29 protein-coding genes are annotated in these 24,785 nt (G+C 71.2%); 7 read left to right on the top strand and 22 right to left on the bottom strand.

Features of this window, described 5'->3' with window-relative positions:
• Positions 1–13: 13 nt before the first annotated feature.
• The 7 genes from AC6RUA_RS06445 to carA form a co-directional block, all read right to left on the bottom strand.
• Positions 14–1,084: an aminotransferase class I/II-fold pyridoxal phosphate-dependent enzyme gene (locus AC6RUA_RS06445; RefSeq protein WP_499815109.1), complete on the bottom strand. Its 1,071-nt coding sequence runs from the start codon at positions 1,082–1,084 to the stop codon at positions 14–16.
• 97 nt (positions 1,085–1,181) lie between these two features.
• Complete coding sequence (locus AC6RUA_RS06450) at positions 1,182–1,886, bottom strand: SDR family NAD(P)-dependent oxidoreductase (protein WP_499815110.1); 705 nt, start codon at positions 1,884–1,886, stop codon at positions 1,182–1,184.
• Between the two features lie 76 nt (positions 1,887–1,962).
• Complete coding sequence (locus AC6RUA_RS06455) at positions 1,963–2,472, bottom strand: NUDIX hydrolase (protein WP_499815409.1); 510 nt, start codon at positions 2,470–2,472, stop codon at positions 1,963–1,965.
• A 222-nt stretch (positions 2,473–2,694) separates the two neighbouring features.
• Positions 2,695–4,548: a Rieske (2Fe-2S) protein gene (locus tag AC6RUA_RS06460; protein WP_499815111.1), complete on the bottom strand. Its 1,854-nt coding sequence runs from the start codon at positions 4,546–4,548 to the stop codon at positions 2,695–2,697.
• Positions 4,549–4,551: 3 nt separating this feature from the next.
• Positions 4,552–4,737: a Rieske (2Fe-2S) protein gene (locus AC6RUA_RS06465; protein ID WP_499815112.1), complete on the bottom strand. Its 186-nt coding sequence runs from the start codon at positions 4,735–4,737 to the stop codon at positions 4,552–4,554.
• Positions 4,738–4,895: 158 nt separating this feature from the next.
• Positions 4,896–5,048: a hypothetical protein gene (locus tag AC6RUA_RS06470; protein ID WP_499815113.1), complete on the bottom strand. Its 153-nt coding sequence runs from the start codon at positions 5,046–5,048 to the stop codon at positions 4,896–4,898.
• Between the two features lie 134 nt (positions 5,049–5,182).
• Positions 5,183–6,247, bottom strand: a complete 1,065-nt coding sequence (gene carA, locus AC6RUA_RS06475; protein WP_499815114.1) for a glutamine-hydrolyzing carbamoyl-phosphate synthase small subunit — start codon at positions 6,245–6,247, stop codon at positions 5,183–5,185.
• Between the two features lie 96 nt (positions 6,248–6,343).
• Between carA and AC6RUA_RS06480 the strand changes: the two genes are divergently transcribed.
• On the top strand, positions 6,344–6,757 hold the full coding sequence (locus AC6RUA_RS06480; RefSeq protein WP_499815115.1) for an Lrp/AsnC family transcriptional regulator: 414 nt from the start codon (positions 6,344–6,346) through the stop codon (positions 6,755–6,757).
• Positions 6,758–6,776: 19 nt separating this feature from the next.
• Here AC6RUA_RS06480 and AC6RUA_RS06485 read toward each other — a convergent pair whose 3' ends face one another.
• The 9 genes from AC6RUA_RS06485 to AC6RUA_RS06525 all read right to left on the bottom strand — a co-directional run bounded on the left by AC6RUA_RS06485 (position 6,777) and on the right by AC6RUA_RS06525 (position 14,173).
• Complete coding sequence (locus AC6RUA_RS06485; protein ID WP_499815116.1) at positions 6,777–7,466, bottom strand: PHP domain-containing protein; 690 nt, start codon at positions 7,464–7,466, stop codon at positions 6,777–6,779.
• A gap of 118 nt (positions 7,467–7,584) precedes the next feature.
• Positions 7,585–8,307, bottom strand: coding sequence for an HAD family hydrolase (locus AC6RUA_RS06490; protein WP_499815117.1), 723 nt, complete (start codon positions 8,305–8,307; stop codon positions 7,585–7,587).
• A gap of 165 nt (positions 8,308–8,472) precedes the next feature.
• Positions 8,473–8,844, bottom strand: coding sequence for an LWR-salt protein (lwrS, locus tag AC6RUA_RS06495; protein WP_499815118.1), 372 nt, complete (start codon positions 8,842–8,844; stop codon positions 8,473–8,475).
• 4 nt (positions 8,845–8,848) lie between these two features.
• Positions 8,849–9,127: a 4a-hydroxytetrahydrobiopterin dehydratase gene (locus tag AC6RUA_RS06500; protein WP_499815119.1), complete on the bottom strand. Its 279-nt coding sequence runs from the start codon at positions 9,125–9,127 to the stop codon at positions 8,849–8,851.
• Between the two features lie 51 nt (positions 9,128–9,178).
• A complete protein-coding gene (locus AC6RUA_RS06505; RefSeq protein WP_499815120.1) occupies positions 9,179–10,093 on the bottom strand; it encodes a DUF7260 family protein in 915 nt (304 codons plus the stop codon).
• Positions 10,094–10,257: 164 nt separating this feature from the next.
• Positions 10,258–11,568: a glutamyl-tRNA reductase gene (gene hemA, locus AC6RUA_RS06510; RefSeq protein WP_499815121.1), complete on the bottom strand. Its 1,311-nt coding sequence runs from the start codon at positions 11,566–11,568 to the stop codon at positions 10,258–10,260.
• Entirely contained in the window at positions 11,565–12,200 is a 636-nt protein-coding gene (locus AC6RUA_RS06515; protein WP_499815122.1) for a precorrin-2 dehydrogenase/sirohydrochlorin ferrochelatase family protein, read from the bottom strand. The genes hemA and AC6RUA_RS06515 overlap by 4 nt, the downstream gene beginning before the upstream one ends.
• A gap of 26 nt (positions 12,201–12,226) precedes the next feature.
• Positions 12,227–13,315 (bottom strand): siroheme decarboxylase subunit beta, encoded by a 1,089-nt coding sequence (ahbB, locus tag AC6RUA_RS06520; protein WP_499815123.1) that lies wholly within the window; start codon positions 13,313–13,315, stop codon positions 12,227–12,229.
• 459 nt (positions 13,316–13,774) lie between these two features.
• Complete coding sequence (locus AC6RUA_RS06525) at positions 13,775–14,173, bottom strand: DUF5778 family protein (RefSeq protein ID WP_499815124.1); 399 nt, start codon at positions 14,171–14,173, stop codon at positions 13,775–13,777.
• A gap of 166 nt (positions 14,174–14,339) precedes the next feature.
• Here AC6RUA_RS06525 and AC6RUA_RS06530 point away from each other — a divergent pair, with 166 nt between their 5' ends.
• Together AC6RUA_RS06530 and AC6RUA_RS06535 are read left to right on the top strand one after the other, a co-directional pair.
• A complete protein-coding gene (locus AC6RUA_RS06530; RefSeq protein WP_499815125.1) occupies positions 14,340–15,110 on the top strand; it encodes an AzlC family ABC transporter permease in 771 nt (256 codons plus the stop codon).
• Entirely contained in the window at positions 15,107–15,442 is a 336-nt protein-coding gene (locus AC6RUA_RS06535) for an AzlD domain-containing protein (protein WP_499815126.1), read from the top strand. The genes AC6RUA_RS06530 and AC6RUA_RS06535 overlap by 4 nt, the downstream gene beginning before the upstream one ends.
• Before the next feature lie 19 nt (positions 15,443–15,461).
• Here the strand turns inward: AC6RUA_RS06535 and AC6RUA_RS06540 are convergent, their stop codons facing one another.
• Complete coding sequence (locus tag AC6RUA_RS06540; RefSeq protein ID WP_499815127.1) at positions 15,462–15,809, bottom strand: DUF8066 domain-containing protein; 348 nt, start codon at positions 15,807–15,809, stop codon at positions 15,462–15,464.
• Between the two features lie 171 nt (positions 15,810–15,980).
• Here AC6RUA_RS06540 and AC6RUA_RS06545 point away from each other — a divergent pair, with 171 nt between their 5' ends.
• Entirely contained in the window at positions 15,981–16,343 is a 363-nt protein-coding gene (locus tag AC6RUA_RS06545; protein ID WP_499815128.1) for a VanZ family protein, read from the top strand.
• A 1-nt stretch (position 16,344) separates the two neighbouring features.
• Here AC6RUA_RS06545 and AC6RUA_RS06550 read toward each other — a convergent pair whose 3' ends face one another.
• The gene (locus tag AC6RUA_RS06550; protein WP_499815129.1) at positions 16,345–17,016 is read right to left on the bottom strand and encodes a DNA methyltransferase; all 672 of its coding nucleotides are present in this window, start codon (positions 17,014–17,016) and stop codon (positions 16,345–16,347) included.
• Positions 17,017–17,177: 161 nt separating this feature from the next.
• On the opposite strand from AC6RUA_RS06550, the gene AC6RUA_RS06555 reads away from it, so the two are divergent.
• Complete coding sequence (locus AC6RUA_RS06555; RefSeq protein WP_499815130.1) at positions 17,178–18,278, top strand: archaeosine biosynthesis radical SAM protein RaSEA; 1,101 nt, start codon at positions 17,178–17,180, stop codon at positions 18,276–18,278.
• Between the two features lie 226 nt (positions 18,279–18,504).
• Here AC6RUA_RS06555 and purQ read toward each other — a convergent pair whose 3' ends face one another.
• Both purQ and purS read right to left on the bottom strand, forming a co-directional pair.
• A complete protein-coding gene (gene purQ / locus AC6RUA_RS06560; RefSeq protein ID WP_499815131.1) occupies positions 18,505–19,179 on the bottom strand; it encodes a phosphoribosylformylglycinamidine synthase I in 675 nt (224 codons plus the stop codon).
• A 111-nt stretch (positions 19,180–19,290) separates the two neighbouring features.
• Positions 19,291–19,542: a phosphoribosylformylglycinamidine synthase subunit PurS gene (gene purS / locus AC6RUA_RS06565; protein WP_499815132.1), complete on the bottom strand. Its 252-nt coding sequence runs from the start codon at positions 19,540–19,542 to the stop codon at positions 19,291–19,293.
• 157 nt (positions 19,543–19,699) lie between these two features.
• Here purS and AC6RUA_RS06570 point away from each other — a divergent pair, with 157 nt between their 5' ends.
• On the top strand, positions 19,700–20,620 hold the full coding sequence (locus AC6RUA_RS06570; protein ID WP_499815133.1) for a formyltetrahydrofolate deformylase: 921 nt from the start codon (positions 19,700–19,702) through the stop codon (positions 20,618–20,620).
• A 94-nt stretch (positions 20,621–20,714) separates the two neighbouring features.
• On the opposite strand, the gene AC6RUA_RS06575 is transcribed toward AC6RUA_RS06570, so the two are convergent.
• Both AC6RUA_RS06575 and AC6RUA_RS06580 read right to left on the bottom strand, forming a co-directional pair.
• A complete protein-coding gene (locus AC6RUA_RS06575; RefSeq protein WP_499815134.1) occupies positions 20,715–21,728 on the bottom strand; it encodes a phosphoribosylaminoimidazolesuccinocarboxamide synthase in 1,014 nt (337 codons plus the stop codon).
• Positions 21,729–21,839: 111 nt separating this feature from the next.
• Complete coding sequence (locus tag AC6RUA_RS06580; RefSeq protein ID WP_499815135.1) at positions 21,840–23,255, bottom strand: FAD-binding oxidoreductase; 1,416 nt, start codon at positions 23,253–23,255, stop codon at positions 21,840–21,842.
• A gap of 97 nt (positions 23,256–23,352) precedes the next feature.
• On the opposite strand from AC6RUA_RS06580, the gene cofH reads away from it, so the two are divergent.
• Positions 23,353–24,771 carry a 7,8-didemethyl-8-hydroxy-5-deazariboflavin synthase subunit CofH gene (cofH, locus tag AC6RUA_RS06585; protein WP_499815136.1) on the top strand — a complete coding sequence of 473 codons (1,419 nt, stop codon included), beginning with the start codon at positions 23,353–23,355 and terminating at the stop codon, positions 24,769–24,771.
• The last annotated feature ends 14 nt before the right edge of the window (positions 24,772–24,785 follow it).

Raw genomic sequence — 24,785 nt, forward strand, 5'->3', positions numbered from 1 at the left:
CGCCTCGCGGCGGTCAGCGCGAAATGACGTCGCCGACGCGCGCGAGCCCCGCCTCCAGGTCGGCCGTCTCGTGTCCGAAGCCGAGCCGGAAGTAGTCGTCGTAGCCGAACACGTCGCCCGGCGCGAGCACGACGGACGCCTCCTCGACGACGGTGCGACAGAAGTCGCGCGACCCGTCGAACCCGTCGGGGACCGTGACGAACGCGTTCACCCCCACCGGGTCGCGCCAGCCGAGGCCGTGGTCGTCGAGCCAGTCGGCCACGAGAGCGTGGTGCTCGCGGGCGAGCGCCCGGTTCTCCGAGAGGATGTCCTCCTCGTGGTCGCCGAGCGCCTGTCGCGCGACGTGCTGGCCGAGCAGCGACGGCGAGATGGTGGTGTAGTCCTTCCAGCCCCACGCGGCGTCGACCACCTCCTTCGCCCCCGCCAGCCACCCGAAGCGCGTCCCGGCGAGGCCGTACGCCTTGGTGAGACTCGTCGTCGAGAGGCCGTACTCGCCGAACGAGGCGACGGGGGGGAGCGGGTCGTCGGCCAGCAGGCGGTACACCTCGTCGCACAGCAGGTACGCGTCGTGTTCGGCGGCGACGTCGTACAGGTCTCGGACGACCGACTCGGGGTGGTACCGCCCGGTCGGGTTGTTCGGGTTGTTGAGGACGACCACGGCCGTCTCGTCGGTGACCGCGTCCGCGACGGCGGCGGGGTCGAGTTCCCACTCGGGGGGGTCGAGCGACACGCGCGTCACCGACCCGAACGCCTCGGGCACCGCGTGGAGCGCCTGGTAGGTCGGGGTGACGACCACCGCCTCGTCGCCGTGTTCGGAGCCGACGAGCGCGAGGAACGCGAGGAAGTTCGCCTCCTGCGTGCCGCAGGTGAACAGCACCTCGTCGGCCGAGCGGTCGTACCGCGAGGCCACCTCGGCGCGGAACGCCGGGTCGCCGTTCGTCGGGATGACGTAGCCGAGTTTCCCCGGGTCGAGGTCGAACCGGTCGGCCGACAACGAGCGGACGCCCGACTCCGCGAGCATGATGTCCGCCCCGTGTTCGTGCTCCGCGAACCACCGCTCCAGTTCGAACGGCGCGACGTTCATGCCCGGAGTAGGAACGAGCGGCGGCTAAACGGTGCGGGTCGCGGCACCCCGACCGGTCACCCGCTACCGTTCTCGTCTCGCGTCTCGCGGCGGTGACTCACCAGTCGATGACCTCCCGGTCGCGCCAGAACCGGCCGGCTGGACCGTCGCGGAACCGCGCGAGCCACACCGGCGTCTCCGCTCCCCGCTCGGGCGACCGGGGCGCCTCCTCGCCGCCCATCTCGGTGTGGACCCAGCCGGGACAGACCGCGTTGGCGAGGAGGCCCTCGTCGGCGTACTCGCCGTCGAGGTACCTCGTGAGGCCGTTGATGCCCGTCTTGGTGACCCGGTAGGAGGGCGACCCGCCGGACTGGGGTTCCCCGAGCGCCCCCATCCCCGACGAGAGGTTCACGATGCGGGGCGACTCGGTCCGCAGGAGCGGCGGGAGCGCGTACTTACACAGCAGTATCGGTCCGCGGAGGTTGACGGAGATGGACTGGTCGACGTGAGCGGTCCGTTCCTCGTGGAGCGGGCCGGTCGAGTGGGCCACGGCGGCGTTGTTCACGAGCACGTCGAGGCGGCCCGCCTCGTCGCCGACGACGTTCACTGCGTTCTGGACGTCGCCCTCCTGGGAGACGTCGAGGGGGAGTTTGTGCCACTCGTCGGGCACGTCGTACGTCCTGCTCCGCACCCCGGCGAACACCGTCGCGCCGAGGTCGGCGAGTCCGCGCGCTATCTCGCGGCCGATGCCGCGGTTCGCGCCGGTGACGAGCGCGACCTGTCCGTCCAGGTCGTCGTACAGCGTCGGGTCGGCGGCTGGCATACCTCGGCTTCGAGCGCCGGGGACTACGGCGTTTCGACACGCGTGCCGCGACCCGCCGGTCGGCCCGCGCCCGCGCTCACTCGAAGTCGCGGCGCATCGCGATCTCGAACCAGGGGCAGAGCCTGAGCTGACGGTACCACTGGGGGTTGTCGTGGAGGTGGTCGTAGTCGACCCACAGGAGGCCGGCTATCTCCGCCTCGTCGGGGTCGAGCGTCGCGTCCTCGAGCGTCACTTTCAGCACGGAACACACCTCGTGTTCCAGCCCCGCGTTCTCGAAGTAGCGCCTGTACTCGAACTTGTCCGTGATTCGCAGGTCGGAGTACTGGTCGGGGGTGACGCCCAGTTCCTCCGCCAGCCGCTCCCGCGTGGCCTCCCGCTGGGTCTGACCCTCGCCGGGGTGAGAGGCGACCGTCCCGTCCCAGTAGGTCGCCCAGAGGCGCTTGCCGGGCGCGCGCTGACCGAGCAGCAGTCGTCCCTGCGGTCCGAAGACGAGGCAGGTGAACGCCCGGTGGCGGACTCCCTCGCCCGTGTGTGCGTCGAGGCGGTTGACGGTCCCCTCGGGGTTGTCGTCGGCGTCGACCGCGATGACGTCCTGGAGCGCGTTCTCGTGGTCGAGTTCGCCGCGCGCGTCCCCGCGTCGTCCGCGCGCGCGCCGGCGTCGTCCGTACTCATGTGCGGTGGGTGTTCGACTGGAACCAAGACGGCTTCGGTCCGCGTCTCCCGTCCACGCTCTGCCGACGAACTCCGCCGAACGGTCGACTCGACCGGTGTGCGGCGGCGGAGGACGGTCCGCCGTGTCGACCGGGGCTCAGTCGTCGCCCGCCGCCACCTCCGCGTCGGGTTCCGTCTCGGCGTCGTCGTCGCCGTGGACCTGCTCGCCGCGCATCAGGCGCGCGGCGATGGAGAACGTCTGCTCGCGTTCCCGGCGCGTGGGGTAGTGGGCGGCCATGTAGCGCGCCGCGGCGACGAGCATGTCGCGGCACTCGTCCTCGTCGTCTCGCAGGTCGAACTGGCGGCAGGCGGCCTCGTACGCCTGGAAGGTGTGGAAGCCGGTGTCCTCGCGCACCAGCGCGTGACCGAGTTTCGCCTTCAGCCGCTCGGGGTCGCCGCCGGCGTCGAGGAAGTGGGCGGCGTGCGCGCCCGCGCGGTTAACCTGTCCCTGCGTCTCGAAGTTCAACGCGAGTTCCTCCAGTTCCTCGTCGGGGTCGGCGTCCGGTTCGGGCGACGGCTCGGGCGCCGGCGGCGTGTTGAGGAAGCGGTCGAGGTAGACGTTCACCGCGGCGTCGAACACCCCGCGGTACAGTTCGGTCGCGTCGGTCCGCTGGGCGGTCCGGTGGACCGCGTTGGCGAACGTGAACGTGTGGTGGACCGTGTTCCAGTCGTTGAACTCGTTGTTGGTCGCGAACAGCGCCACCCGCCGACCTGCGGCGTACGTCACGGCGCTCGCCAGTTCCTCGACGGTCGCCCCCTCCCTGATGGCCTCCTCCAGCGCGTCGAACACCACCTCGGCGTCCGCGGAGTGGAGGCGCTCGGTGAAGTCGTCCGGTTTCGTCCAGTCGTCGCCCTCGCCCTCGGCCACCAGGTCGTCGAGGCGGTCGAACGCGTCCTCACACATCGCCGCGAGGTCGACCGGCTGGCGCCACGAGGACCGCTCCTCGGCGCGGTCGGCGCTCGCCAGCCCGCGCACGAGCGAGGCGAGCACGTCGTCCGCGTGGTCGTGGTCCCAGCCGACGAGGTCGAGCGCCTCGGTCGCCTTGTTCACGTAGTCGAACGCGTGGCCCGTGTCGAGGTAGCGGTGGTCCGTCGCCGCCGACACGAGCATCTCGGTGAGCTGTTCGGGCGAACAGCCGGCCGCGACGGCCGTGCGAAGCGTCCGCTCGGCGCCGTCGGCGTCGCGCACCTCGACGTTCTCTCGGAACCAGGACTTGAGCCGCTCGAACGGGACGTCCCGCGCGGCGAACTCCTCCTGGTCGAACTTCGGCGGCTGGTCGGCGCAGTCGCCCGCCACCTCGGTCAACCCCTGATACAGCGCGCGCTTGCGGTCCTGGTCTTCCAGGTCGTCCAGTCGGTTCGCCAGCGCGACGAGGATGGTGAGCCCCGAACTCCACCCGCCCTCGCGGTAGCGGGTGCCGAACAGTACGCCCGTCTCGACCGTCTCTCTCGGGTCGACGCCCGCGTCCAGGAGCGCGACGGCGCTCTTCGCGAGCACGAGCCGGAGGTTCTGTTCGAGTCCGTCGTCCAGCCGCTCGCGCCAGTGTACCGACGGCGGCTCCGACCGGGTCGGCGTCGGGTTCACGTACACCACGCCGTCGCTGGACTCGCCACGCTCGTCCAGCGTGCCGACGGTCACTGCGTTCCCGTCGGCGTCGCGCACCTCGGTCGGGTACGTGTCGACGTCGTCGGCCCACGGGTCGAACGTGTCGCCACAGGACAGTTCGAAACGCGCGTGGTGCCAGTGACAGGTGAGCACGCCCTCGTCGACGCTCCCCTCGGTCAACGGGAAGCCCATGTGGGGGCACCGGTTTTCCACAATAAATATCTCGCCTTCATGCAGGAAAATAGCCAGAGGGACGCCACCTGCCTGCTTCACTAACCTCTGGTTATCTGCGTTTTTCAATTCTTCTACTGTGGCCACTTCTACGTAATTGTCTGGTTCGGACATGTTTTAAGCCCTCCTGTCAAATTTTCTCTCTGTTCCCATGTGGGGGCACCGGTTGTTGACCGCGCGCACCTCGCCCTCGTGGTAAAACAGCGCGATGGGGACGCCGTCTGCCGCGACGAGCGCTCGACCCTCCTCCTCCAGTTCCGCGAGCGGGACCGCCTCGTGGAACGCGTCCGTCTCGGATGCCATGGACGATAGACTATCACACACGACCAAGAACGTTCTCGGAAGGACGTTTTTGTAGTATATCCAATTGTTCGTGGCGGACACGTATGCGGGTGGACCGCGAACCGCGAGGCGACATGAGCCCGAACGAAGCCGAGGCGCGGCGGAGCGTCTCGGGCGGGTCAAATCGCTGGGCGGCCGCGTTCGCAGCGCTCGGCGTCGTCGCCGCCGTCGCCCCCTTCATCGCCGGCGCGCACGCCGTGTGGACGCTCCTCGGGGTCGGTCTCGGAGTGACCTGTTGCGCCGTCGCGGTCACCCTCTCCTCGGACGGACACCTGGACGGCCCGCCGATTCGGCGGGGCGGGTGGCGGCGGCGCTCGGGGGTCGAAGAACGGGATTCACGGGGAGGTCCCAGCAACGAGACGCGGAGCGTCGCGCGAGAACGCTCCCCCGGGTGGAACGGGCCGCGTCAGTCGGCGGTGACGGGCGCCCGCGTCTCGTCGGCCATGTCCAGCACCTCGTCGAAGAACCCGAGCGAGTCGTGCGGCCCGGGGTTCGCCTCGGGGTGGTACTGGCGGGTGATGACGTCGTGCGTCGCGCTCGTCAGCCCCTCGGCGGTGTCGTCGTTGACGTTCACCTGCGTGACCTCCAGCGTTCCGGGGTCGGCGACGGAGTAGCCGTGGTTCTGCGTCGTCATCACGACCCGTCCCGACTCCAGGTCGCGGACCGGTTGGTTCACGCCGCGGTGGCCGAACGCCATCTTCTCCGTGTCGCCGCCGAACGCCCGCGCGACGATCTGCTGGCCGAGACAGATGCCCGCGAGCGGAATCTCGCCCGCGAACTCCTCGACGAGCGTCTGCGTGGGACCGAAGTTCGCCGGGTCGCCGGGGCCGTTCGAGACGAACAGCACGTCTGGGTCGAGCGCCGTCACGTCCGCCGCGTCCGCGTCGTACGGGAGGACGTGCACGTCCGCACCGCGGTCGGTCAGCGACGAGAGGATGGAGCCCTTCGCGCCGCAGTCGACGAGCGCCACGTCGTACTCGCCGCCGCCGACGACCGTGTACGGCTCCGCCGTCGTCACCTGCGCGCCGATGTCGACGTGCTCGGACATCCCCTTGCACTTGGCGAGTTGGTCCCGCGCCGCTTCCGCACTCGCGTCCGGTCCGGCGGCGATGCCGCACGCCATCGCCCCCTCCTCGCGGATGGACGTGACGAGTTCGCGCGTGTCGAGGTGGTCGACCGCCGGAACGTCCTCGGATTCGAGCCACTCGGCCACGTCGTCGGTGAGTTCCCGCGCCACCGCCGCCGTGGGGTGGACGCGGTCTGACTCGAATCGCTCCTCTCGGACGCCGTAGTTCCCGATGAGGGGGTAGGAGAACGTGAGGACCTGCTCCTCGTAGGAGGGGTCCGTGAGCGACTCCTCGTACCCCGTGTACGCGGTCGTGAACACCAGTTCACCACGTGTGCGGCCGGGCGCACGGGCGCGAGCCTCGAAGACCCGGCCGTCCGCCAGCGCGACGTAGGCGTCCGCCATTACGAGAAACGCACACGTCCGCGACCATAAGTGCGTCGTTCGAAGCTGCGTTACGAAATTCGTAATCGGTAAGGTGTGCCGACGACACGAGCGTGCATGGACGACCTCGACAGGCGCATCCTGAACGTCCTCCGGCGCGACGCGCGGACGCCGTACACCGAGATAGCCGAGCGCGTCGGGACGAGCGAGGGGACGGTGCGCAACCGCGTGGACCGGATGACGAACGAGGGCGTCATCGAGCGGTTCACCGTGACCACTCGCACGGGGAACGTGAAGGCGATGGTGGAGATAAGCGTCGACATGAACGTCAACACCAGCGCGGTGACCGAGCGCCTCGCGGAGTGGGAGGAGGTGGACTTCGTCTGGCAGGTGTCCGGCGAGGAGGACATCGTCCTCATCGTGGACTGCGTGGACACCCGCGCGGTGAACGAACTCATCACTCGCGCGCGCGAACTGTCGGAGGTCGAGGGGACGAAGACGCGGCTCATCCTCGACGAACGGCTCGGCTGACCGGTCGCGCGGCTCCCGGTCACGCGTCGCGCGTCTGGGTCGCCGGCTCCGACTCGTCCATCCACCCCTTACCGTCGTGCAACGCTCTGTACGCCCGCGAGAGCAGGTGATGGGCACTGTCGAGGTCCAGCACGGCGGTCACCCGCCCGTCGCGGATGGCGTCCGCCACGTCGGCCGGCGCGGGACTGGCCGACTCGATTCTCGTGTACGCCCGCCCGACCTCGACGGGGTAGTGCGCGTCGCTCCCGCCGACCAGCGGGAGGTCGCGCCGCGCCGCGAGCCGCTTCGTCCGCTCGGCCTGTCTCGGGTTCTTGCCGTTCACCTCGACCGCGTCGAAGTCGGCGTCGGTCCCCCGGGCGGAACTGTTCCGGAACGGGTGCGCGAGAACCGCCGCGCACCCCCGGTCGTGTGCGAGGTCGACCGTCTCGGTCGGCGTCAGTCGGTTCGGGGGCGGGCGGGCCGGCGGGTCCGGCCCGACGACGAGGACGTGGCCGCGGGTGGTCGACACCTCGACGCCCGGGAGGGTCGGGAACCCGGTCTCCGCCGAGTAGGCGTAGTCGTGGTTCGTCACCGCGAGCGCGTCGAGTCCACGGAGTCGGGCCGCGAGCGTGTCGAGTCGCAGTCCGACGGGGTCGTACCGCGTCGGTTCGCCGACGAACCCGTGGAAGAACCGACTGTGCGTGTGTAAGTCGACGGCGAACGCGGGCACGGCGAGAGGTCGTGCCGGCACGGCTTTTGCTTTGCGGGCGCTCGCGTCGGTGTGCGTCGGCGCGTCCTCGTGCAACCCGGTCGGCGGCGACCGCCGGACGTGACGTGACCCGCGCGACCTACGGACCGGCGTCGCCGGCTTCGACGCCGCCGGTTCCCCTCGGCTCGGTCCGCGCGCTCCACTCGACGTCGCTCCCGCGCGGGAGTTCGTCGAAGTCGCGCACTCGGTAGTCCGCGCGGACGCAGCGCCCGCGGCGCTCGTGGCCGTGTCGCTCGACGTGAACCGCGTCGAGTCCCGCGTTCCACGCCGCACCCACGTCGTTCGCGCCGTCGCCCAGGAGGACGCCGCGCTGGTCGGCGGGGCCGACGCCCAGCGTCTCCATGACCGCCTCGACGGGCGCCGGGTCGGGTTTCCAACCGGTCTCGTGTGAACAGCAGAGGAACGCGTCGAACCAGTCGGCCACGCCGAGTCGGTCGACGACCGGCCGGACGAGGAACTCGGCGCAGTGGGTGACGACGCCGACCGGAACCCCCCGCTCGCGGAGCGAGCGGACGAGTCGTTCGGCGTCGTCGTGGAGGAACGTCGCCTCGGCGCGCCGCTGTGGGTCCTCGACGGCGTGGAACGCGGGCCAGAACTCGTCGGGGTCGATGCCCCACTCGCGGAGGAGGGGGTCGCGAGCGCCCGTCAGTCCGTGCCAGAGGAGTTCGGCCTGCCGGTCGGTGAACCCTCGACCGAGCCTGTCGCTCACCCGGTCGAACACGTCGCGCGTGTACGCCCACTCCGCATCGACGACCGTCCCGTCGAAGTCGAACAACCAGAAGTCGTACGCGTCGGGGACCATTATCTGGGGTACCTCTCTACGGGACTACGCGGTAAGTACCTTCTCCCGCGTTCGACGTCCCGGTCACGCATACAGACCGCACACAGACGTGAGTATTCGGTGTGTAATCGCTCGGAACGAACCGAACGGGGCGTCCCCCGCCGCCGACCCGGGACGGCGGGGCAGTCACTCGGTGACGTGAATCGAGGAGCCGAAGTACTTGTGGAGCGCCTCGCGCGCCGAGTCGGCCCTGAACGCCGCGAGGTCCGCGGCGACCGCCTCCTCCAGCGCCTCGCGGTACGCCGGGTCCGTCTCGAACTCGCTGAACGTCGCCGACAGCACCTCCACGCCCTCGGGAAGCCGCTCGCGAACCAACTCGCGCGCGTGGGTCGCGTCGTTGGCCTCGCCGCGCCAGAGCGCGTCGCGGAACAGGAGCCAGCCGTCCGCGCCGGGTCTCGGGGCGGGAATCCGGACAGTCGTCTCGAACTCGTCGGGGTCCAGTTCGACCCGTCGCGGCGAGAGCGTGAACCGGACCCGGAAGACGTACGACGCCTCCATCGCCTCAGTCCGCCAGTTCGTCGAATCGGGCGGCGAGGTCGAGGTCGTTCTCGGTCACGCCGCCGGCGTCGTGGGTGGTCAACGCGACGGTGACCTCCTTCCACTCGACGGTCAGCGTCGGGTGGTGGAACGCCTCCTCGGCCAGTCCGCCGGCGCCGGCGGCGAATCCCACTCCCTCCAGGTAGGAGTCGAACTCGTACGTCCGGACGATCTCGTCGCCCTCGTGGCTCCAGCCGTCGGGGAGTCGCTCGGCTATCTCGTCGTCGTCGAGTACCTCGGCCATGCTCTGACGCACGGACCGGGACGTGAAAAGCGCTTCCCGCGCCGCGTCGCCTTACCGCCTGCTCGCCGCGCTCGCGAGGGCGTCGCGCGCCGTCGCCAACTCGGCGAGCGTCTCCGTCGCCGCCCCGATGACCGGGTACGGCGACGCGAGCCGCCCGTAGAGGTACTCGTACCAGTGGGGCCGCTCGCTCTCGCGCTCGTGGACGGTGGCTTGCCGGTCCCGGAGGAGCGCCTCGACCCGTCCCTCGTGCCACTCCAGCCGCTCGTAGTCCGCGACGAGGTCCGTGTAGGACGCGTAGTCGAGGTCGGCCTCGGTCACCTCCTCGGCGGCGGTCACGGCCGGAGCGAGCGTGTCGCGCACCGCGTCGATGCTCGCCTCCTCCCGGTCGAGGTCCGCGAGCAGTTCCTCTCGTTCCTCGCGCGCGCGCTCCGCGCCGCCGACGAGCGTCGCCCGGAGTTGCGGGGTGAACGCCCCCTCACCGACCATCGCGCCCGCGACGCCGTCGCCGAACTCGGCGGCGAGGCTCTCGGTGAGCGTCTCGCCGTACTCCTCGTCGTAGTGCGCCGTCGCCATCACCGTCTCCTCGTACGCGTCACGCGCGTTGCCGAGAGTCGCGCCGTCGGCCGTCGACGCGCCCGCGGCCGCCAGCACCCCCCCACCCGCAGAGGGTGGGTCGGGCGGACGCGGGTTGTTCGGTTCGAGACGGACGACGCGGCGTCTGAACTGGTCGAACGCGTCGCGTTCCGCGCACGTCCGGGTTCGTTCCGTCGACACCGCCTCGCGCGCGTCGCGCAGTCGAACGAGGACCGCTCCCCCCAACAGCAAGAACGCGGCCGTGAGACACAACAGCGCCACCCCGACCACCAGTTCCGGGTGACCGCAGTCGGTCACGCGGCACATCGATTCCACCCCCCGCTCCACGGGAGCCGTCGTCAGGCGACCGACCCCCATACCAGACTCTCTCATACAACCATGTGCAACAGCCTACCACATCACCCTTTCCCTCTCGGCAGGTACGGAGAGGAAGAAACCCTGCTAGCGGGGTCATCGGCGTTCACAGCGGTTTCCGGCGTCGCAGGGCGCGTGTAACGAACCGGCGTCGTGTCGCTCGGACGCCGGGTCGAGACCGGTCAGTCGTCCGACGAACTCTCGGGCACGCCCGACGCGCCCGACGTCTCGCCGTCGGACGCGACGGACGGGGCGTCGAACTCGGGGTCGAACAGCTGCATCGCCGTGTGGATGGTCGTCCAGTCGTCGTTCGCGGCCGCGTCCCGGAGGCTCCGCGTCGGTGCCGCGAGCAGTTGACCGACCAGCGCGTCGGCGAGCCCCTCGACGGTGTCGCGCTGCTCGGCGGTCAGCCCGCCCTGCGACTCCAGTTTCGTCAGCGCCTCCGCGACCTCGCGGTCCTTGGTCCGCTCGGCCGCCTCGTACATCGCGGAGATGGCCTCGTCGGCCCGCTTGCGCTTGAACGACTCGAGCAGGCGCTCGAACTCCGCGTCTATCATCGCCTCGACCGCCTCCGCCTCCGCGCGCCTCCGCGTTCGGGTCTCGGCCGTGACCGCCTCCAGCGCGTCGATGTCCCGGACGGACACGGGCCCGCCGTCGGCCGCGGGGTCCACGTCACGGGGCTGACCGAGGTCGATACACACCGTCTCGTCCGCGTCCGCCAGGTCGGCCGCGTCGAGCACGTGCCCGTCGGCGCCCGTCGCCGCGATGACCACGTCCGCGCGTGCGAGGACCTCGTCGAGGGCGTCGAGTTCGACCGCGCTCGCCTCCGTCTCGAGGTCCTCCGCGACGTGTCGCGCGTGCGGGAGCGTCCGGTTCGCGACGACGACCCGGGTGACGGGGCTGTCGTCGAGCGCGCGCGCCGCGAGCGTTCCCATCTCGCCCGCCCCGACCACGAGCGCCGTCGCGCCCGCGAGGTCCGTCTCCCGGCGGGCCAGGTCGACCGCCGCGGACCCGAGCGACAGCGAGCCCTCGTTGATCGCCGTCTCGTTGCGCGCGCGCTCGCCCACGTGGACCGCCTTCGTCACCACCTCCTTCAGCACCGGCCCGACGCCGTCGACCGCGCGCGCCTCCGCGAGGGCGCGCTTCACCTGTCCGAGGATCTGGTCCTCGCCGAGCACGAGCGACTCCAACCCGGCGGCGACCCGCATCAGGTGGCGGAGCGACTCCTCGTGGTCGAGGTGGATGACCGCTCCCTCGCGTACGTCGGGGGCGAAGTCGGCGAGCGCCTCTCGGCCCGCCGCGGCGCTCTCCGTGACGACGTACGCCTCCGCGCGGTTACACGTCGACAGCGCGAACGCCTCCGAGACGGCCTCCCGCGCGCGGAGTCCCGCGACCACCTCGCGGACGTCGCCGCCGCCGGCGGACTCGATTTCGGCGACGCTCGCGAGCGCGTGGCTCACCGTGACGCCCGAGATGACCCCTGCCTCAGTCATTCGATGCCCTCCATCACCCGTTCGGCCTCTCGGCGGCCCTTGGCGGTGCCGTCTTGTAAACCCTTCCAAACCGCGGGGCTCTCGACCACGGTTCTGATGGCCGTACGGCGCTCGGATTCGGGGACGCCACGCCGCTTCAGTTCCCCGCGGAGTTCCCCGAGCAGGTCGGCCATCGCGCCGGCCCCCGCGAGGTCGGCGGCCACCTGCCGGCGGAGGTACCGCGACAGCGCCGGGGCCGTCCCGCCGGTGGCGACCGCCGCGACCACCGGGTCGTCGCGGACCGTCGCGGGAACGACGACGCTCCCCGCGTCGCGCCCGCCCGCCTCGTCCGCTCGGTTGACCAGCGCGCCGCCCGCTCGCGCCGCCCGTTCGAGCGCGTCGTTCACCGACGCGTCGTCCGTCGCCGCGACCACGAGCGCCGGGGCGGCCCGCTCGACCCAGTCGGACGCGTCCGCGGGTTCGGGCGCGGCGCGGACGAGTTCGGCGTCGCCGAAGTCGGCGTCGACGAACGCCGGACTCACCACGAGCGTCCGCGCCTCGCGGGCGAACCGGCGCGCCTTCCGGGCGCCCACGCTCCCGCCGCCGAAAACCAGCACCGTCTCGTCCGTGAAGTCGTGGAGGAGCGGAATCATGTGGACTGTTCCTGACTCGGCTCCGGCTAGTGGGCGCCCTCTGCTCCGGCGTCGACCTGCGCGTCGGCCCGTTCGTCGAGCCTGATACCGGTCTTCTTCAGGATGCGCGTCGAGAACAGCGTGTCCCAGTCGTCGTCGGTCACGCCCCAGTGGTCGGCCATGACGTCCCGGACCCGCCGGACGCGCGCCTCGCTCTCGCCCTCGTCGCGGCCGTGCGTCATGGCGAAGAAGTTGTAGGGCCAGACGCCCTCGTGGCGCGGTCGGCGGTAACAGTGGGTGACGAAGTCGAGCGAGGCGACCGCCTCGCCCACCTCGTCGACGACGCCGTCGGGCACGTCCCAGACGGTCATTCCGTTCTCGGTGTACCCGAGCGCGTAGTGGTTCGGAATGACGCCCACGCGGCGCACCTTCCCCTCCGCGAGGAATCGCTTGACGGTGCCGACGACCCAGCCGGTCGGCTGACCGATGGCCGCGGCCACGTCCGCGTACGGCGTCTCGGTGACGGGGAGACCGCCCTGTATCTCGACCACGAGGTCCCGCTCCGCGGGCGTCAGCGCCGACCGCCTCGTCGGGACGACCGCCGGGCCGGCGTCCGAACAGTCGAGGTCGCCGTCGGGTATCGGCCCGTCGAGGAGGAACTTCGCGCCGACGTGGAACTCCCGCCGCTTCGGCATGTTGTACGTCTCCTGTCCGGTCTCCGACTCGATGGCGGTCAGCACCTCCTCGACCCGTGCCTCGTCGGCCACGCTCACCACGAACCACATGTTGAGGTGAGGGTGTTCCCGTTCGTAGTTGTGCGCCACCTCCCGGCGGTCGTTCACGAGGTCCGCCACCTCGTCGAACCGGTCGGGAGGCGCGTGCATGGCCACGAGCGTCGCGGTACCGCCGATTTCCTCGGCGTTCACCAGCGCGCCGAACCGCGAGAGGACCCCCCGCTCGTCGAGGTCCCGGACCGCCGCGAGTAGGCGCTCGCCGGTGACGTCGACGCCGCGCTCGGTCAACGCCGCCGCGGCGTGACCCCACGGGCGTTCGACGACCGGGAAGCCACCCTGGAACGCGTTGACGACGGCGCGGTCGAGCGTCGAGAGGGCCGCGTCGGTCTCGGCGTGTGTCATCGACGGCACTCGGGTGTGGTGGAGTATAAACGTCGCGCTCGGGAGGGCGTCGGAACTGGTCGAGTAACCGTCGACGGCCGTGGCAGGCACGCGCCCAGAGGGCGCGTGCCACCGCCGTCAGGGAGCGATGGACGCCGGGATGGGGGAGCCCACGAAGTGGGTGCGGCGTCCGTCGGTGCCGACGCCCCGTCCGGGCAAGGCGGAGCGTCGGCGCAATCGGGCACCACGGCCCCGCGGACTGGCGTGCGGTCTCGGGTTCGAGACCCGCGCACCGATCCGTCAGGGGGGAGTACCCAGTCACGACCAACACCCATATACTCATAGGTATATGCCGCCTGTGAGAACTGGTCACCCCGATAAGCAGAGGATAGCGCCGTGGGCGGCGCCCGCGACCGCGTAAATTGGGACGTAAGCAGTCGGTTCATACCGCGTCTCCCGTCCGCTGGCCGGGGTGCGGGACTACGGGACGGTTGTGACGCGGTCCACGGCGGGGAGGCGGCGGAGGTCGGTCGCGAGCGACTCGCTGTCGACGTCCGCCTCGAAGTAGAACACCAGGTCGAACGTCCCCTGTCGGAGCAACTGCTGACACTCCCACACGAACGACTCGTCGTCGAGAGCCCGTCCCTGAAACTGGTTGGAGGCGAACTCCGAGTCGTCGTTGCCGGCGTGGATGTACGTCTCCCCGGCCCCCGCGTGGTCGGCGATGACGTCGTTGATGGAGACGGTGAGTTCGTGCATCTCCAGGTCCTCGTCCCCGGTCAACGTCGTGTGGACGATGGCGCCCGCGAGGTCCACGTCACCGGGTTCGAGCAGCGCCTTCGTCCGCTCGTAGAGGTCGCGGTCCAGCGTGTCACTCATGCGCGGTAGGTGGGGCGCTCGCGGGTATACCAGTGGCGGTTCCACCGTCGGACACGCCGGTCCGCGGTCGGCCGTCGCGGAGCGACTGGACGGGCGGAGCGGACGTGGCTCGGGAGCACGGACGGAGAACCGACGACGGTATCACGCGGCCTCCCACCCCTCGGGCATGGGCACACGTCTCCCCGACGACCTCAGAGCCGGCGTGGTCGACACGCTCCCCCTGCTGGTGGGGATGGTCCCGTTCGCACTCGTCGCCGGCGTCGCGGGCGTCGAGGCCGGACTGACGCCGCTCCAGACGCTCGGGCTGTCGGTGGTCGTCTTCGCCGGCGCGTCGCAACTGGCCGCGATAGACCTGCTCGGGCGCGACGCGGCGCTCGTCGTCGTCGTCCTGACGGGCGTCGTCGTCAACCTCCGGATGGTGATGTACTCCGCCTCCATCGCCCCGCACTTTCGCCACCTCTCCGTGCGCGTGCGAACGGCCTGTGCGTACCTGCTCACCGACCAGGCGTACGCGCTGGTGATGGCGCGCTACGCCGACGAGGGCGACGCGGGCGACGAACCCGCCGAGCGGTCGAGCGGGACGCGGAGACCGTACTACTACCTCGGCGTCGGGGGGACGCTGTGGGTCGTCTGGCAGGCCGGGACCGCCGCGGGAATCGCCTTCGGTGCCGGCGTGCCCGACGGCTGGCAGTTGGGGTTCGCAGTGCCGCTCGTGTTCCTCGCGCTGCTCGTCTCCGCGCTCTCGAACCGTCCGCGCGTCGTCGCCGGCGCGGCCGCCGCGGCCGTGGCGACGCTCGGCGTCGGTCTCCCGTTCAACGCCGGACTGCTCACCGGCGCGGTGGCGGGGGTCACCGCCGGACTGGCGGCGGAGTCGGCCGGTCTCGGCGCACCGGGCCAACGCGGCGGCGAACGTGACTCGGGGGAGGACGGCGCGTGACCACCACCTACGGACCGGTCGCGGTGTGGCTGGTCATCCTCGTCGTCGGCGTCGCCACGTTCGCCATCCGGCTGTCGTTCATCTACCTGTTCGGGCGCGTCGCGGCGGTCCCCCCGCGGGCCCAGCGCGCGCTGGGGTACGTTCCCGCGGCCGTACTCGCCGCGCTCGTCGCCCCGTCGTTCGTCCCGACGGCGGCGACGCCGTCGGCGCTCGCCGACCCGCGCCTCCTCGGCGGCGCCGTCGCCGCCGCCGTCGCGTGGCGGACCGGGGACGTGCTGTGGACCATCGCCGCCGGGATGGCGGGTCTTCACCTCGCGCGATTCCTGCTGTAGGTGCGGCGTCGCCTCGCTCTCACTGCCCGCGGCGCTCGTCGTCGCCGGCGTCCGCGCCGGCGTCGGAGGCGGTCTGACCGGCGGACTCGCCGCTCGGGCCCCCCGGTCGGACGGCCGCCGAGTCCAGTCCGGCGCGCGTCTCGGCCGCTCGCGCGCGGCGCTCCTGTGCGGCCGCGACCCGTTCGTGCGCGAGGACGAGGCGGTAGAGGAGCCAGAGCAGGAACCCGATAGCGCCGAGGTAGACGGCCAGGAGGAACTGTGCGGCGAAGACGACGGAGTACACCACCAGCAGGGCGTACAGGACGACGACGGCGAAGCCGACGCCGCCGGAGAGGGTCTCGCGGAGGGAAGGCGGGGAGTCGCTCACGCCTCACGGCGCGAGGGGTGGCAACAAAAAGGTACGGTTCGGGTCGGCTCCCCGCCGCCGAGACGCACCGAAGCCGCCCGTGCCGTCCCGAGCCGAACCGAGTGACACCTCCGACGCGCTCGACCGACGAGCGCGGACGTTATCTTCCCCGGTCGCCGAGGACGACACGAGATGCGGGTCGACCGGCGGTGGGCGAGCGCGGGAGCGGTCGCGGGCGTCGTCGTAGTCGCCTCGCTCGTCCCGCTCCCGGCCGGACCGACCGGCGGCGTCACGGTCGGCCCGGTCGGGGCGGACAAACTCCTCCACGGCGCCGGGTACGCGGCCGTCGCCTACCTGCTGGCCCGCGCCCGCGGCCCCGACGCGAGCGGTCCGGCGAACGCCGTCGTCGTCGCAGTGGTAGTCGCCGCTACGCTCGGCGGAGGAGTGGAAGTCGCACAGGACGCGGTTCCCGGGCGGGCGGCGTCGCCCGCGGACCAGGTCGCGAACGTCGTCGGGGCGCTGCTCGGTGCGGGCGCGTGGCTGTGGCGGCGGTGAGTCAGTCGACCCGCTCGAACTGCAGGCAGTAGGTGTGGTCGTAGCCGTAACCGTACGCCGCCCCCTCGTGACCGGCCGCCCGCTCCCACGTCACGACGACCTCCCCCTCGAACGAGAGCGCGTCGACCCGAGCGACGGCGTCGGCGACGTCCCACGCGAGCGTCGTCAGGCCGTCGTCGTCGCGGATGTTCGCCACGTCGAGGACGACCCACCCGCCGGGGGCGACCGCCCCGGCGACGCGCGCGAACGCGGCCGCGACGTCGTCGAGGTACGCCGGGTACGTCGACTCGCCCGCGTAGTTCCGGAACGGGTTCGCTCGCATCGTCTCGGTCATGAACGGCGGCGAGGTGAAACAGAGCGCGCAGTCCGGGACCGACGCCGGGTCGAACGCCAGCGCGTCCCCCTGCCGAATCCCGGTCGCGTCCGCGAGACGGTCGGCGATGACCGACACGCGGTCGGGTTCGTACTCCAGCCCGTACGGCACCCGGTCGAGTCGTTCCGCGACGGTCAGCGTGGTCCCGAACCCAGCGAAGGGGTCGAACACCGCGTCCCCCGGCGCTGTCCGCTCGCGGACGAACCGCTCGACGAGCGCGTCGGGCGTCCGGACCTCGTCGACGTACTCCGGCGGGAGCGGCGTGTCGTGGCCGTACGGGAGCGAGAACGTGGTCTTCACGCCTCGGAGGCGGGCGCGCGCCGACAAGTGTGTTCGCCCGTCGACTCCCGTGGACCCGCCACGGTATCGGCGGGCGTGCGCCGGTGTCGACTCGGCGCGTCGACCCCGCCGCGACCGGCCGGAACGAAGCCGTTTTCCCCCGGACCCGCCCACTCACGCGCATGAGCGAGCCGAGCCCCGAGGTGTACGAGCGGGGACGCGGGATGGACGCGCACAACGAGGTGATGCGCGACATCCGGGCGGAGAACGACGCCGAGTACGACCCGCACGAGCCGACGCGAGTGTGGCTCGACGAGGACAACACGCCCGCGGGCGTCCGGACGAGCCTCACCATCATCCTCAACACGGGCGGCTGCCGCTGGGCGCGCGCCGGCGGCTGCACGATGTGCGGGTACGTCGCCGAGTCCGTCGAAGGGGGGAGCGTGAGCCACGAGGCGCTGATGGACCAGATAGCGGCGTGTCTCGACCACGAGACGGAGAACGCGGACGAGCCCGCAGACCTCGTGAAGATATACACCTCCGGGTCGTTCCTCGACGAACGCGAGGTGCCCGCCGAGACGCGCGCGGCCATCGCGGAGACGTTCGCGGACCGCGAGCGAATCGTCGTGGAGTCGCTCCCCGACTTCGTGGACGCCGACAAACTGGCCGACTTCACCGGCCGAGGGCTGGACGCGGACGTCGCCGTCGGTCTCGAGACCGCGACGGACCGCGTGCGCCACGACTGCGTGAACAAGTACTTCGACTTCGCCGACTTCGAGGCCGCCTGCGCCGAGGCGCGCGCGGCCGACGAGGCGACCGACACCGACGGACGAGCGGGCGTGAAGGCGTACCTGCTGATGAAGCCGCCGTTCCTCACCGAGTCGGAGGCGCTCGAAGACATGGTGTCGTCGGTCGAACGCTGTGCGGGCGTCGAGGGGTGTCACACCGTCTCGATGAACCCCTGTAACGTCCAGCGCTACACGATGGTCGACGAACTCCACTTCCGGGGGGGCTACCGACCCCCGTGGCTGTGGTCGGTCGCGGCGGTGCTCGAACGGACCGCCGGAACCGACGCAATCGTCGTCTCCGACCCCGTGGGACACGGGAGCGACCGGGGGCCGCACAACTGCGGCGAGTGCGACGACCGGGTCCAGACGGCCATCAAGGACTTCGACCTGCGTCAGGACCCCGCCGTGTTCGAACAGGTGTCCTGCGAGTGCGAACGGACGTGGGAACTGGTACTCGAAGAAGAGTCGTCCTACGCGGCCCCGCTGGCTCGGTAAGCGGTCCATTCCCGACCGCTCGGGTAAGTAGTAGGACCCTACACAGATGGCAATGGGTTCGTAACCAATACCACACGGCCCCTTCGTCGAGTCGATGACCCAAACAGGGGAGATAGAATGCGTCGTCTGTCCGTCAGGGTGGGTAGAACTCCGCGACGTGTCGCTGCCGGGCCGGTGGCTCGCGAGCGACACGTTCGTCGAGTGCCGGGACTAGCCGGGACTCGGCTCACGCGAACGCCCGCAGGACGCCCTGCCCGTCGGTGCCGCCGACGTCGGGGAGCGTCGCCCGTTCCGGGTGGGGCATCATCACCGCGACCGACTCGCGCGCGCCGAGCAGTCCCGCCACGTTCCCGGTCGAGCCGTTGGGGTTGGCCGCGTCGGTGACGGCACCGTCGGCGTCACAGTAGCGAAACAGCACGCGGTCCACCGCTTCCAGGTCCCGGAGGCGGTCCTCGCGAATCTCGAAGCGGCCCTCGCCGTGCGCGATGGGCACCTCGATGACCTCGCCCGCCTCGTACGCCGCCGTCCACGGCGTGTCCGCGCGCTCGACCCGGAGGCGGACGTGCTCGCATTGGAACCGCGCCGAGCGGTTCGTCGTGAACGCCCCCTCCGTGAGCCCCGCCTCACAGCCGATCTGCGCGCCGTTACAGACCCCCAGCACCGGGACGCCCTCCTCGGCCCGTTCGCGCACCTCCGCCATCACGGGCGTCCGGGCGGCCATCGCGCCCGCCCGGAGGTAGTCGCCGTAGGAGAACCCGCCGGGGACGACGATGCCGTCCGTGTCGGCCGGCAGGCCGTCCTCGTGCCACACCCGTTCGGCGTCGACGCCGAGGTGCGAGAGCGCGCGGACCGCGTCGCGGTCGCAGTTCGACCCGCCGAACTGGACGACGGCGACCGTCACGGTGCCGCACCTCCGGGCGCACAGCCGCTGGCGGTCGGCGTCGGAGCGGCGGCGACCGTCACGCGAGCCACCCCCGGTGGCGAGCGCGAACGGGAGGCGAAGCGGCCGGACTCATCGCTCGGTCACGTCCACGTCGTAGTCGTGGATGGTCGGGTTCGCGAGCAGCCGTTCCGCCATCTCGTCGGCGCGCGCGCGCGCCGACGCGGCGTCCTCGGCGTCGAGGTCGAGTTCGTACCGGTCGGCCGACCGGAGCGCGTCGAGGTCGAACCCGAGCCGTTCGAGCGCCCGCTTGGTCGTCTCGGCCTCGGGGTCGAGCACGCCCCGCTTCAGCCGTACGGTCACCGTCGCGGTGTAGGCGGTCATCGACTCGAACTGCGCGGTCGTGCCTAAAATCGGTTTTGGGTCCCGATTCGTATACACGTTCGTGCGTGGCGACCGTCGCCCGAAGCGACAGAGCCATAGGTAAAAACGAGGTAAGCGGGCACGTGTTCCGTTCGAGCGCTCCGGAGGTGTGCGACCAGTGAGAGAGTTGACCGAAATCGTGGTGGTGGGAGACGACGACACCGGACTGGTCGCGCGCGTCACCTCGCTGCTGTTCGAGCGAGGGGGGAACATCGAGGACCTCGACCAGGCGGTCCGCGACGGCGTGTTCCGGATGCGCCTCCACGTCGACACCGCGGAGATGGTGTGTAAACCCGCGACGCTCCGCGAGGACCTCGCGGCGCTGGGAGACGACCTCGGGGTGGACGTGCGGGTTCGCTTCCCGGACGAGCGCGACGCCCGCCGCATCGGCCTGCTGGTGACGAAGGAGGCGCACGCGCCCCGGGCGGTGCTGGAGGCGTGTGCCGACGGGACGCTCGACGCCGAGGTGCCCGTCGTGGCGGGGAACCGCGACGCGCTCGAACCGCTCGCGGCGGAGTACGACGTGCCGTTCGTCGACGTCGGCGACGAGAACGGCTCGCACGACGAGGACCGCCTCCTCTCGGTGCTGACGGAGTACGACGTCGACTGCATCGCGCTGGCGCGTTTCATGCGTATCCTCTCCCCGGAAGTGGTGTTCCGCTACGAGGGCCGCATCGTGAACGTCCACCCGTCGCTGCTCCCGGCGTTCCCCGGCGCGGAGGCGTACCGACAGGCCGTCGAGGGCGGCGCGCGCGTCGCGGGCGTCACCGCCCACTACGTGACGACCGACCTCGACCAGGGGCCGGTCATCGCCCAGCGCGGGTTCGCCGTCCCACCGAGCGCGGACGTGGACGACCTGAAATCACGGGGGCAGCCGCTCGAATCCGAGGTGCTCGTCGCGGCGCTTCGCGCCCACCTCGACGACGCCCTCGTCGTCCGGCGCGGGCGGACTCACCTCCGCGAGGAGGCCGACCCCGCGGCGTACGACCTCGACGGCGTCGCCACGGAGGCGCCGGCCGCCGCGCCGCCCGCCGAGTAACGCTCCGACCCCCCGAACCCGGTTCGTCCGGCGTCTCGCCCGTGTCTCGACACGCGCTCTATCGGGGACGACGTCGACCCGCAGAACGCCGACGCTACAGGTCGCGAACGCGGTCGACCGCCGCGCCCACCGCGGGCGCGTCGAACCACGCGTCCCCGGTGTAGGCGTTCGCACCCGCGGCGTACACGTCGGCGACGGCGTCGACCACGCCCTCGGGAAGCGACGGGGGGTCACGCTCACAGAGCGTCCGCCAGTCGGCGACGCCCTCGCGGTCCGCGCGCGCCTTCGCGTCGCCCACGGCGTCGACCCAGTCCGGGTGCTCGCGCTTGTAGTACTGGCGCACCACCTCCTTCGACACCTCCTGACCCTCGTACGCGAACCGGTTCTCGTCGAACGTCCCCACCACGTCCGCGACGCGCACCTCGCCGTCGGCGTACAGGCACTCGATCTTGCCGTCCTCGTGGTCGAAGCCCGTCTCGGTCGCGCGCTCCGTCACCGTCTCGTTCACCCGCCGCGCGAGCGTCTCCAGGTCGTCGACGGCGGCCGCGCCGGCGATGCGGTCGGCCTCGGCGCGCGTCAGGTAGCGGTCCTGCTCCTCGAACTTGGTCGAGAACTCCACCACCGGCGAGGGGAGGTCGACCGGTTCCTCGGGCCACGCCTCGCGGTCGAGACCCACGTCCCGAGGGTCCACCCGCGAACGGAGGCTGGAGCCGACGGGGACGGCGTTCCGGAAGACGATTTCGAGCGGCACCAGATAGGCGTCGCCCGCGTCTCGGTGGAAGGCGTCGTAGTCGTACGCGCCGTCGCGGAACGGGAGGTCCGGAATCGGAACGAGGTCGACGGCGAGTTCGCGCGGCGGCCCGTCGGCCTCGGCGAGCGGAGCGGCGTCCGGGCCGACCCCGCGGTAGTGGGTGGGGACGCCCGCGGCGTCGAGCAGTTCGAAGTTGAACGCTCCCATCGTGCACAGCGACGCACCCTTCCCCGGAATCGGGTCGGGCATCTTCCCCCAGTCGAACACGGAGTAGTCGTCGGTGAACGCGAACCGGCCCGCGCCGAGACGCCCGTCGCCGGGCGGGCGTTCGACGAGGAACTCCTTGACGCTCGTCATGCGGGGAGAGGGGACCCCCCGCGGTAAGAATCTTTCAGTCCTCTGTGCATCCGTCGCTGCGAGCGCCGAGATGTGTGCACGTTCGTGCGAACGTGCGCCAGCGAGTCGGGGCTACTCGTCCGGGAATATCTTCCCCGGGTTGAGCGTGCCGTTGGGGTCGAGCGCGTCCTTGACCGCGCGCATGGCGTCGACCGCCGGGCCGTGTTCGCGCCGGAGGAACTCCCGCTTCCCGCGCCCGACGCCGTGCTCGCCGGTGATTGTGCCGTCCAGTTCGAGCGCCCGGTCGACGAGGTCGGCGTACGCCCGTTCCGCGCGGTCGACCGCGTCGGGGTCGTCGTGGTCGTACACCGCGAAGTAGTGGAGGTTGCCGTCGCCCGCGTGGCCGAACGCGGGCATGAACAGGTCGTACGCTTCCGCCGCCTCCTTCACCGCGCGTATCATGGCGGGGTAGTTCGAGATGGGGACGGTCACGTCGCCCGAGTGGCCCATGTCCATCTCCGGCCGCCAGTTCTCGCCGGCGTACGTGATGTCCTTGCGCGCGGTCCAGAGCGCGTCCATCTCCTCCCCCTCGCTCACCTCGAACGACTCCACGTCGTGCGCCTCGAACACGGCCCGGCAGAACGCCACCTCCTCCTCGACGCCGTGGTTGGCGTGGAACTCCACGAACGCCATCGGGCGCTCGGGCATGCCGGTCCCCGAGTAGGCGTTCGCCATCCGGGCCGCGTCGGCGTCCATCAACTCTATCTTCGCCACGTCCACCCCGGACGCGACGGCGTCGCGCACCGCCGCGGTGGCGTCGTCGAGCGTCGGGAACACCGCCCGCCCGCCGCGCACCTGCTCGGGGATGCCCGCGAGTTCGAGCGTCGCCTCGGTCACCACCGCGAGCGTCCCCTCGGAGCCGACGAGCAGGTCGGTGAGGTTGTAGCCGCTGGACGTCTTGGCCGCGCGCGTCCCCGTCTCGATGACCGTCCCGTCCGCGAGGACGGCCTCCAGCCGGCGCACCCAGTCGCCCACCTCGCCGTACTTCACCGTCCCCATCCCGGAGGCGTCGGTCGCGATCATGCCGCCGACGGTGGATATCTCCCCCGAGGAGGGGAGCGGGGGGAACGTGAGCCCGTGGCGCGCCACTCGCTCGTCGAGGTCCGCCCCGATGACCCCCGGTTCCACCTCGACGGTGAGGTCGTCGGGGCGGACGTCGAGCACGCGGTCCATCCGCGTCAGGTCGAGGCTGACGCCCGCCTCGACCGGCGTCACGTGCGATTCGAGGCTGGTCCCGGCGGCGTACGGCGTCACCGGCACGCCGCGCTCGTCGGCCGCCGCCAGCACCGCCGACACGTCGGCCGTCGACTCGGCGAAGACGACGGCGTCCGGCGTCACCTCGTCCTCGGGGGCGGTCTCGTACCCCCCGGCGTGGATGTCGCGGTCCGACGCGCCGAACGACACCTCGCCGTCGAGCGCGAGGTCCGCCAGGAACTCGACGGAGTCCCGGCCGGGGTCGCCGTCGCTCCCGCGCGCTCCGTGGTCCATGGGGACACCGGACGCTCCGGCGTCAAGAGCGCTCCGGTCACCCCGACGGGGGCCGGTACCGCCTCGTTTTTACCCGTCGACCGTCTTGGGCACGTCGATGAACCGACCGTCGGCGGCCGCGCTAGACCCGGACGACCTGGGCTTCGAGTACGTCCCCGAGACGGACCAGTCGTTCGAGAACGCCCTGGCGAACGCGCGCGACGGCACCCGCCTCACGGTCGACGACGCGGTCGAACTGCTGACGACCGGGACCGACCGACCGGGCATCGACCCCGCGCGCAAGGAGGCGGTGCTCGAACTCGCGGACCGCCGCCGCGCGGAGGAGGTCGGCGACGCGGTCACGTTCGTCGCGAACCTCAACAACAACGTCACGACGGCGTGCAACACGGGCTGTCTGTTCTGCAACTTCAAGGACACCGCCCACCAGTTCGAGGCCGACCACGGGGGGGACCACGGCGGGTTCACCAAGACGCCCGCCGAGTCGCGCGAGGCGGTCCGCGCGGCGGTCGAGCGGGGCGTGTACGAGGTCACCTCCGTCTCGGGCCTGCACCCGGGATTCGCGCTGAACGAGGAGCACCACGAGGTACTGCGCGGCGTCGAGAACGCCGCGAGCGCGGTGAACTACAAGCCGCCGGAGGCGTACGCGACCGACCCGGGGACGTACGTCGAACAGATGCGCGCGATGTCGGTCGACGGCGTCCACCTCCACTCGATGACGCCCGAGGAGGCGTACCACGCCCGCCGCGGCACCGACTGGAGCTACGAGTCGGTGTACCGGACGCTCGCGGACGCCGGCCTCGACTCCGCGCCCGGCACCGCCGCGGAGATTCTGGTCGACGAGGTTCGCGACGTCATCTGCCCGGGGAAGATAGACACGCGGGGGTGGATGGACGCGATGGAGGGGGCCGTCGACGCGGGACTGGACGTGACGGCGACCATCATGTACGGCCACGTGGAGAACGAGATGCACCGCGCGCTCCACCTGGAGCGAGTCAGGGAGTTACAGGACCGGACCGGCGGCATCACCGAGTTCGTCCCGCTGTCGTTCGTCCACGAGCGGACGCCGCTGTACGAACACGGCGTCGTCGAGGGCGGCGCGAGCGACGACGAGGACGAACTGCTCATCGCCGTCTCGCGGCTGTTCCTCGACAACGTCGAGAACGTCCAGACCTCCTGGGTGAAGTACGGCAACGAGAAGGCGCTCAAGACGCTCTCGTGCGGCGCGAACGACTTCATGGGCACCATCCTCTCCGAGGAGATAACCAAGCGGGCGGGCGGGCAGTTCGGCGAGTTCCGGAGCTTCGACGAGTACGTCGAGATGGTGACGAGCGTCGGGCGCGTCCCCGTCGAGCGCTCGACCGACTACCGGACCAGGCGGGAGATCGACCCGAGCGACGGCGGCCCGTTCGGCCCGACGCTCGGCCCGAAGGCGGACGGGACGCCGCTGCTCACGCCGGACGAACGCGAGGCGCGCGCGGCGGGTCGGGAGGCGGCCGCCGAGACCGCCGACGACTGACGCGCCGCTACGCG

This window comes from Halorarum sp. SLYT50 (assembly GCF_059821265.1).

Excerpts from the sequence above, each read along its gene's own strand:
- AC6RUA_RS06575 (WP_499815134.1), bottom strand. The coding sequence starts at position 21,728 with ATGACGAGCGTCAAGGAGTTCCTCGTCGAACGCCCGCCCGGCGACGGG.
- carA (WP_499815114.1), bottom strand. The coding sequence starts at position 6,247 with ATGGCGGACGCCTACGTCGCGCTGGCGGACGGCCGGGTCTTCGAGGCT.
- AC6RUA_RS06505 (WP_499815120.1), bottom strand. The coding sequence starts at position 10,093 with ATGAGAGAGTCTGGTATGGGGGTCGGTCGCCTGACGACGGCTCCCGTG.
- AC6RUA_RS06460 (WP_499815111.1), bottom strand. The coding sequence starts at position 4,548 with ATGTCCGAACCAGACAATTACGTAGAAGTGGCCACAGTAGAAGAATTG.
- AC6RUA_RS06465 (WP_499815112.1), bottom strand. The coding sequence starts at position 4,737 with ATGGCATCCGAGACGGACGCGTTCCACGAGGCGGTCCCGCTCGCGGAA.
- lwrS (WP_499815118.1), bottom strand. The coding sequence starts at position 8,844 with ATGGAGGCGTCGTACGTCTTCCGGGTCCGGTTCACGCTCTCGCCGCGA.
- AC6RUA_RS06555 (WP_499815130.1), top strand. The coding sequence starts at position 17,178 with ATGAGCGAGCCGAGCCCCGAGGTGTACGAGCGGGGACGCGGGATGGAC.
- purS (WP_499815132.1), bottom strand. The coding sequence starts at position 19,542 with ATGACCGCCTACACCGCGACGGTGACCGTACGGCTGAAGCGGGGCGTG.
- AC6RUA_RS06490 (WP_499815117.1), bottom strand. The coding sequence starts at position 8,307 with ATGGTCCCCGACGCGTACGACTTCTGGTTGTTCGACTTCGACGGGACG.
- AC6RUA_RS06480 (WP_499815115.1), top strand. The coding sequence starts at position 6,344 with ATGGACGACCTCGACAGGCGCATCCTGAACGTCCTCCGGCGCGACGCG.
- AC6RUA_RS06500 (WP_499815119.1), bottom strand. The coding sequence starts at position 9,127 with ATGGCCGAGGTACTCGACGACGACGAGATAGCCGAGCGACTCCCCGAC.
- AC6RUA_RS06580 (WP_499815135.1), bottom strand. The coding sequence starts at position 23,255 with ATGGACCACGGAGCGCGCGGGAGCGACGGCGACCCCGGCCGGGACTCC.
- AC6RUA_RS06525 (WP_499815124.1), bottom strand. The coding sequence starts at position 14,173 with ATGAGTGACACGCTGGACCGCGACCTCTACGAGCGGACGAAGGCGCTG.
- hemA (WP_499815121.1), bottom strand. The coding sequence starts at position 11,568 with ATGACTGAGGCAGGGGTCATCTCGGGCGTCACGGTGAGCCACGCGCTC.
- cofH (WP_499815136.1), top strand. The coding sequence starts at position 23,353 with ATGAACCGACCGTCGGCGGCCGCGCTAGACCCGGACGACCTGGGCTTC.
- AC6RUA_RS06530 (WP_499815125.1), top strand. The coding sequence starts at position 14,340 with ATGGGCACACGTCTCCCCGACGACCTCAGAGCCGGCGTGGTCGACACG.
- ahbB (WP_499815123.1), bottom strand. The coding sequence starts at position 13,315 with ATGACACACGCCGAGACCGACGCGGCCCTCTCGACGCTCGACCGCGCC.
- AC6RUA_RS06450 (WP_499815110.1), bottom strand. The coding sequence starts at position 1,886 with ATGCCAGCCGCCGACCCGACGCTGTACGACGACCTGGACGGACAGGTC.
- AC6RUA_RS06545 (WP_499815128.1), top strand. The coding sequence starts at position 15,981 with ATGCGGGTCGACCGGCGGTGGGCGAGCGCGGGAGCGGTCGCGGGCGTC.
- AC6RUA_RS06445 (WP_499815109.1), bottom strand. The coding sequence starts at position 1,084 with ATGAACGTCGCGCCGTTCGAACTGGAGCGGTGGTTCGCGGAGCACGAA.
- AC6RUA_RS06515 (WP_499815122.1), bottom strand. The coding sequence starts at position 12,200 with ATGATTCCGCTCCTCCACGACTTCACGGACGAGACGGTGCTGGTTTTC.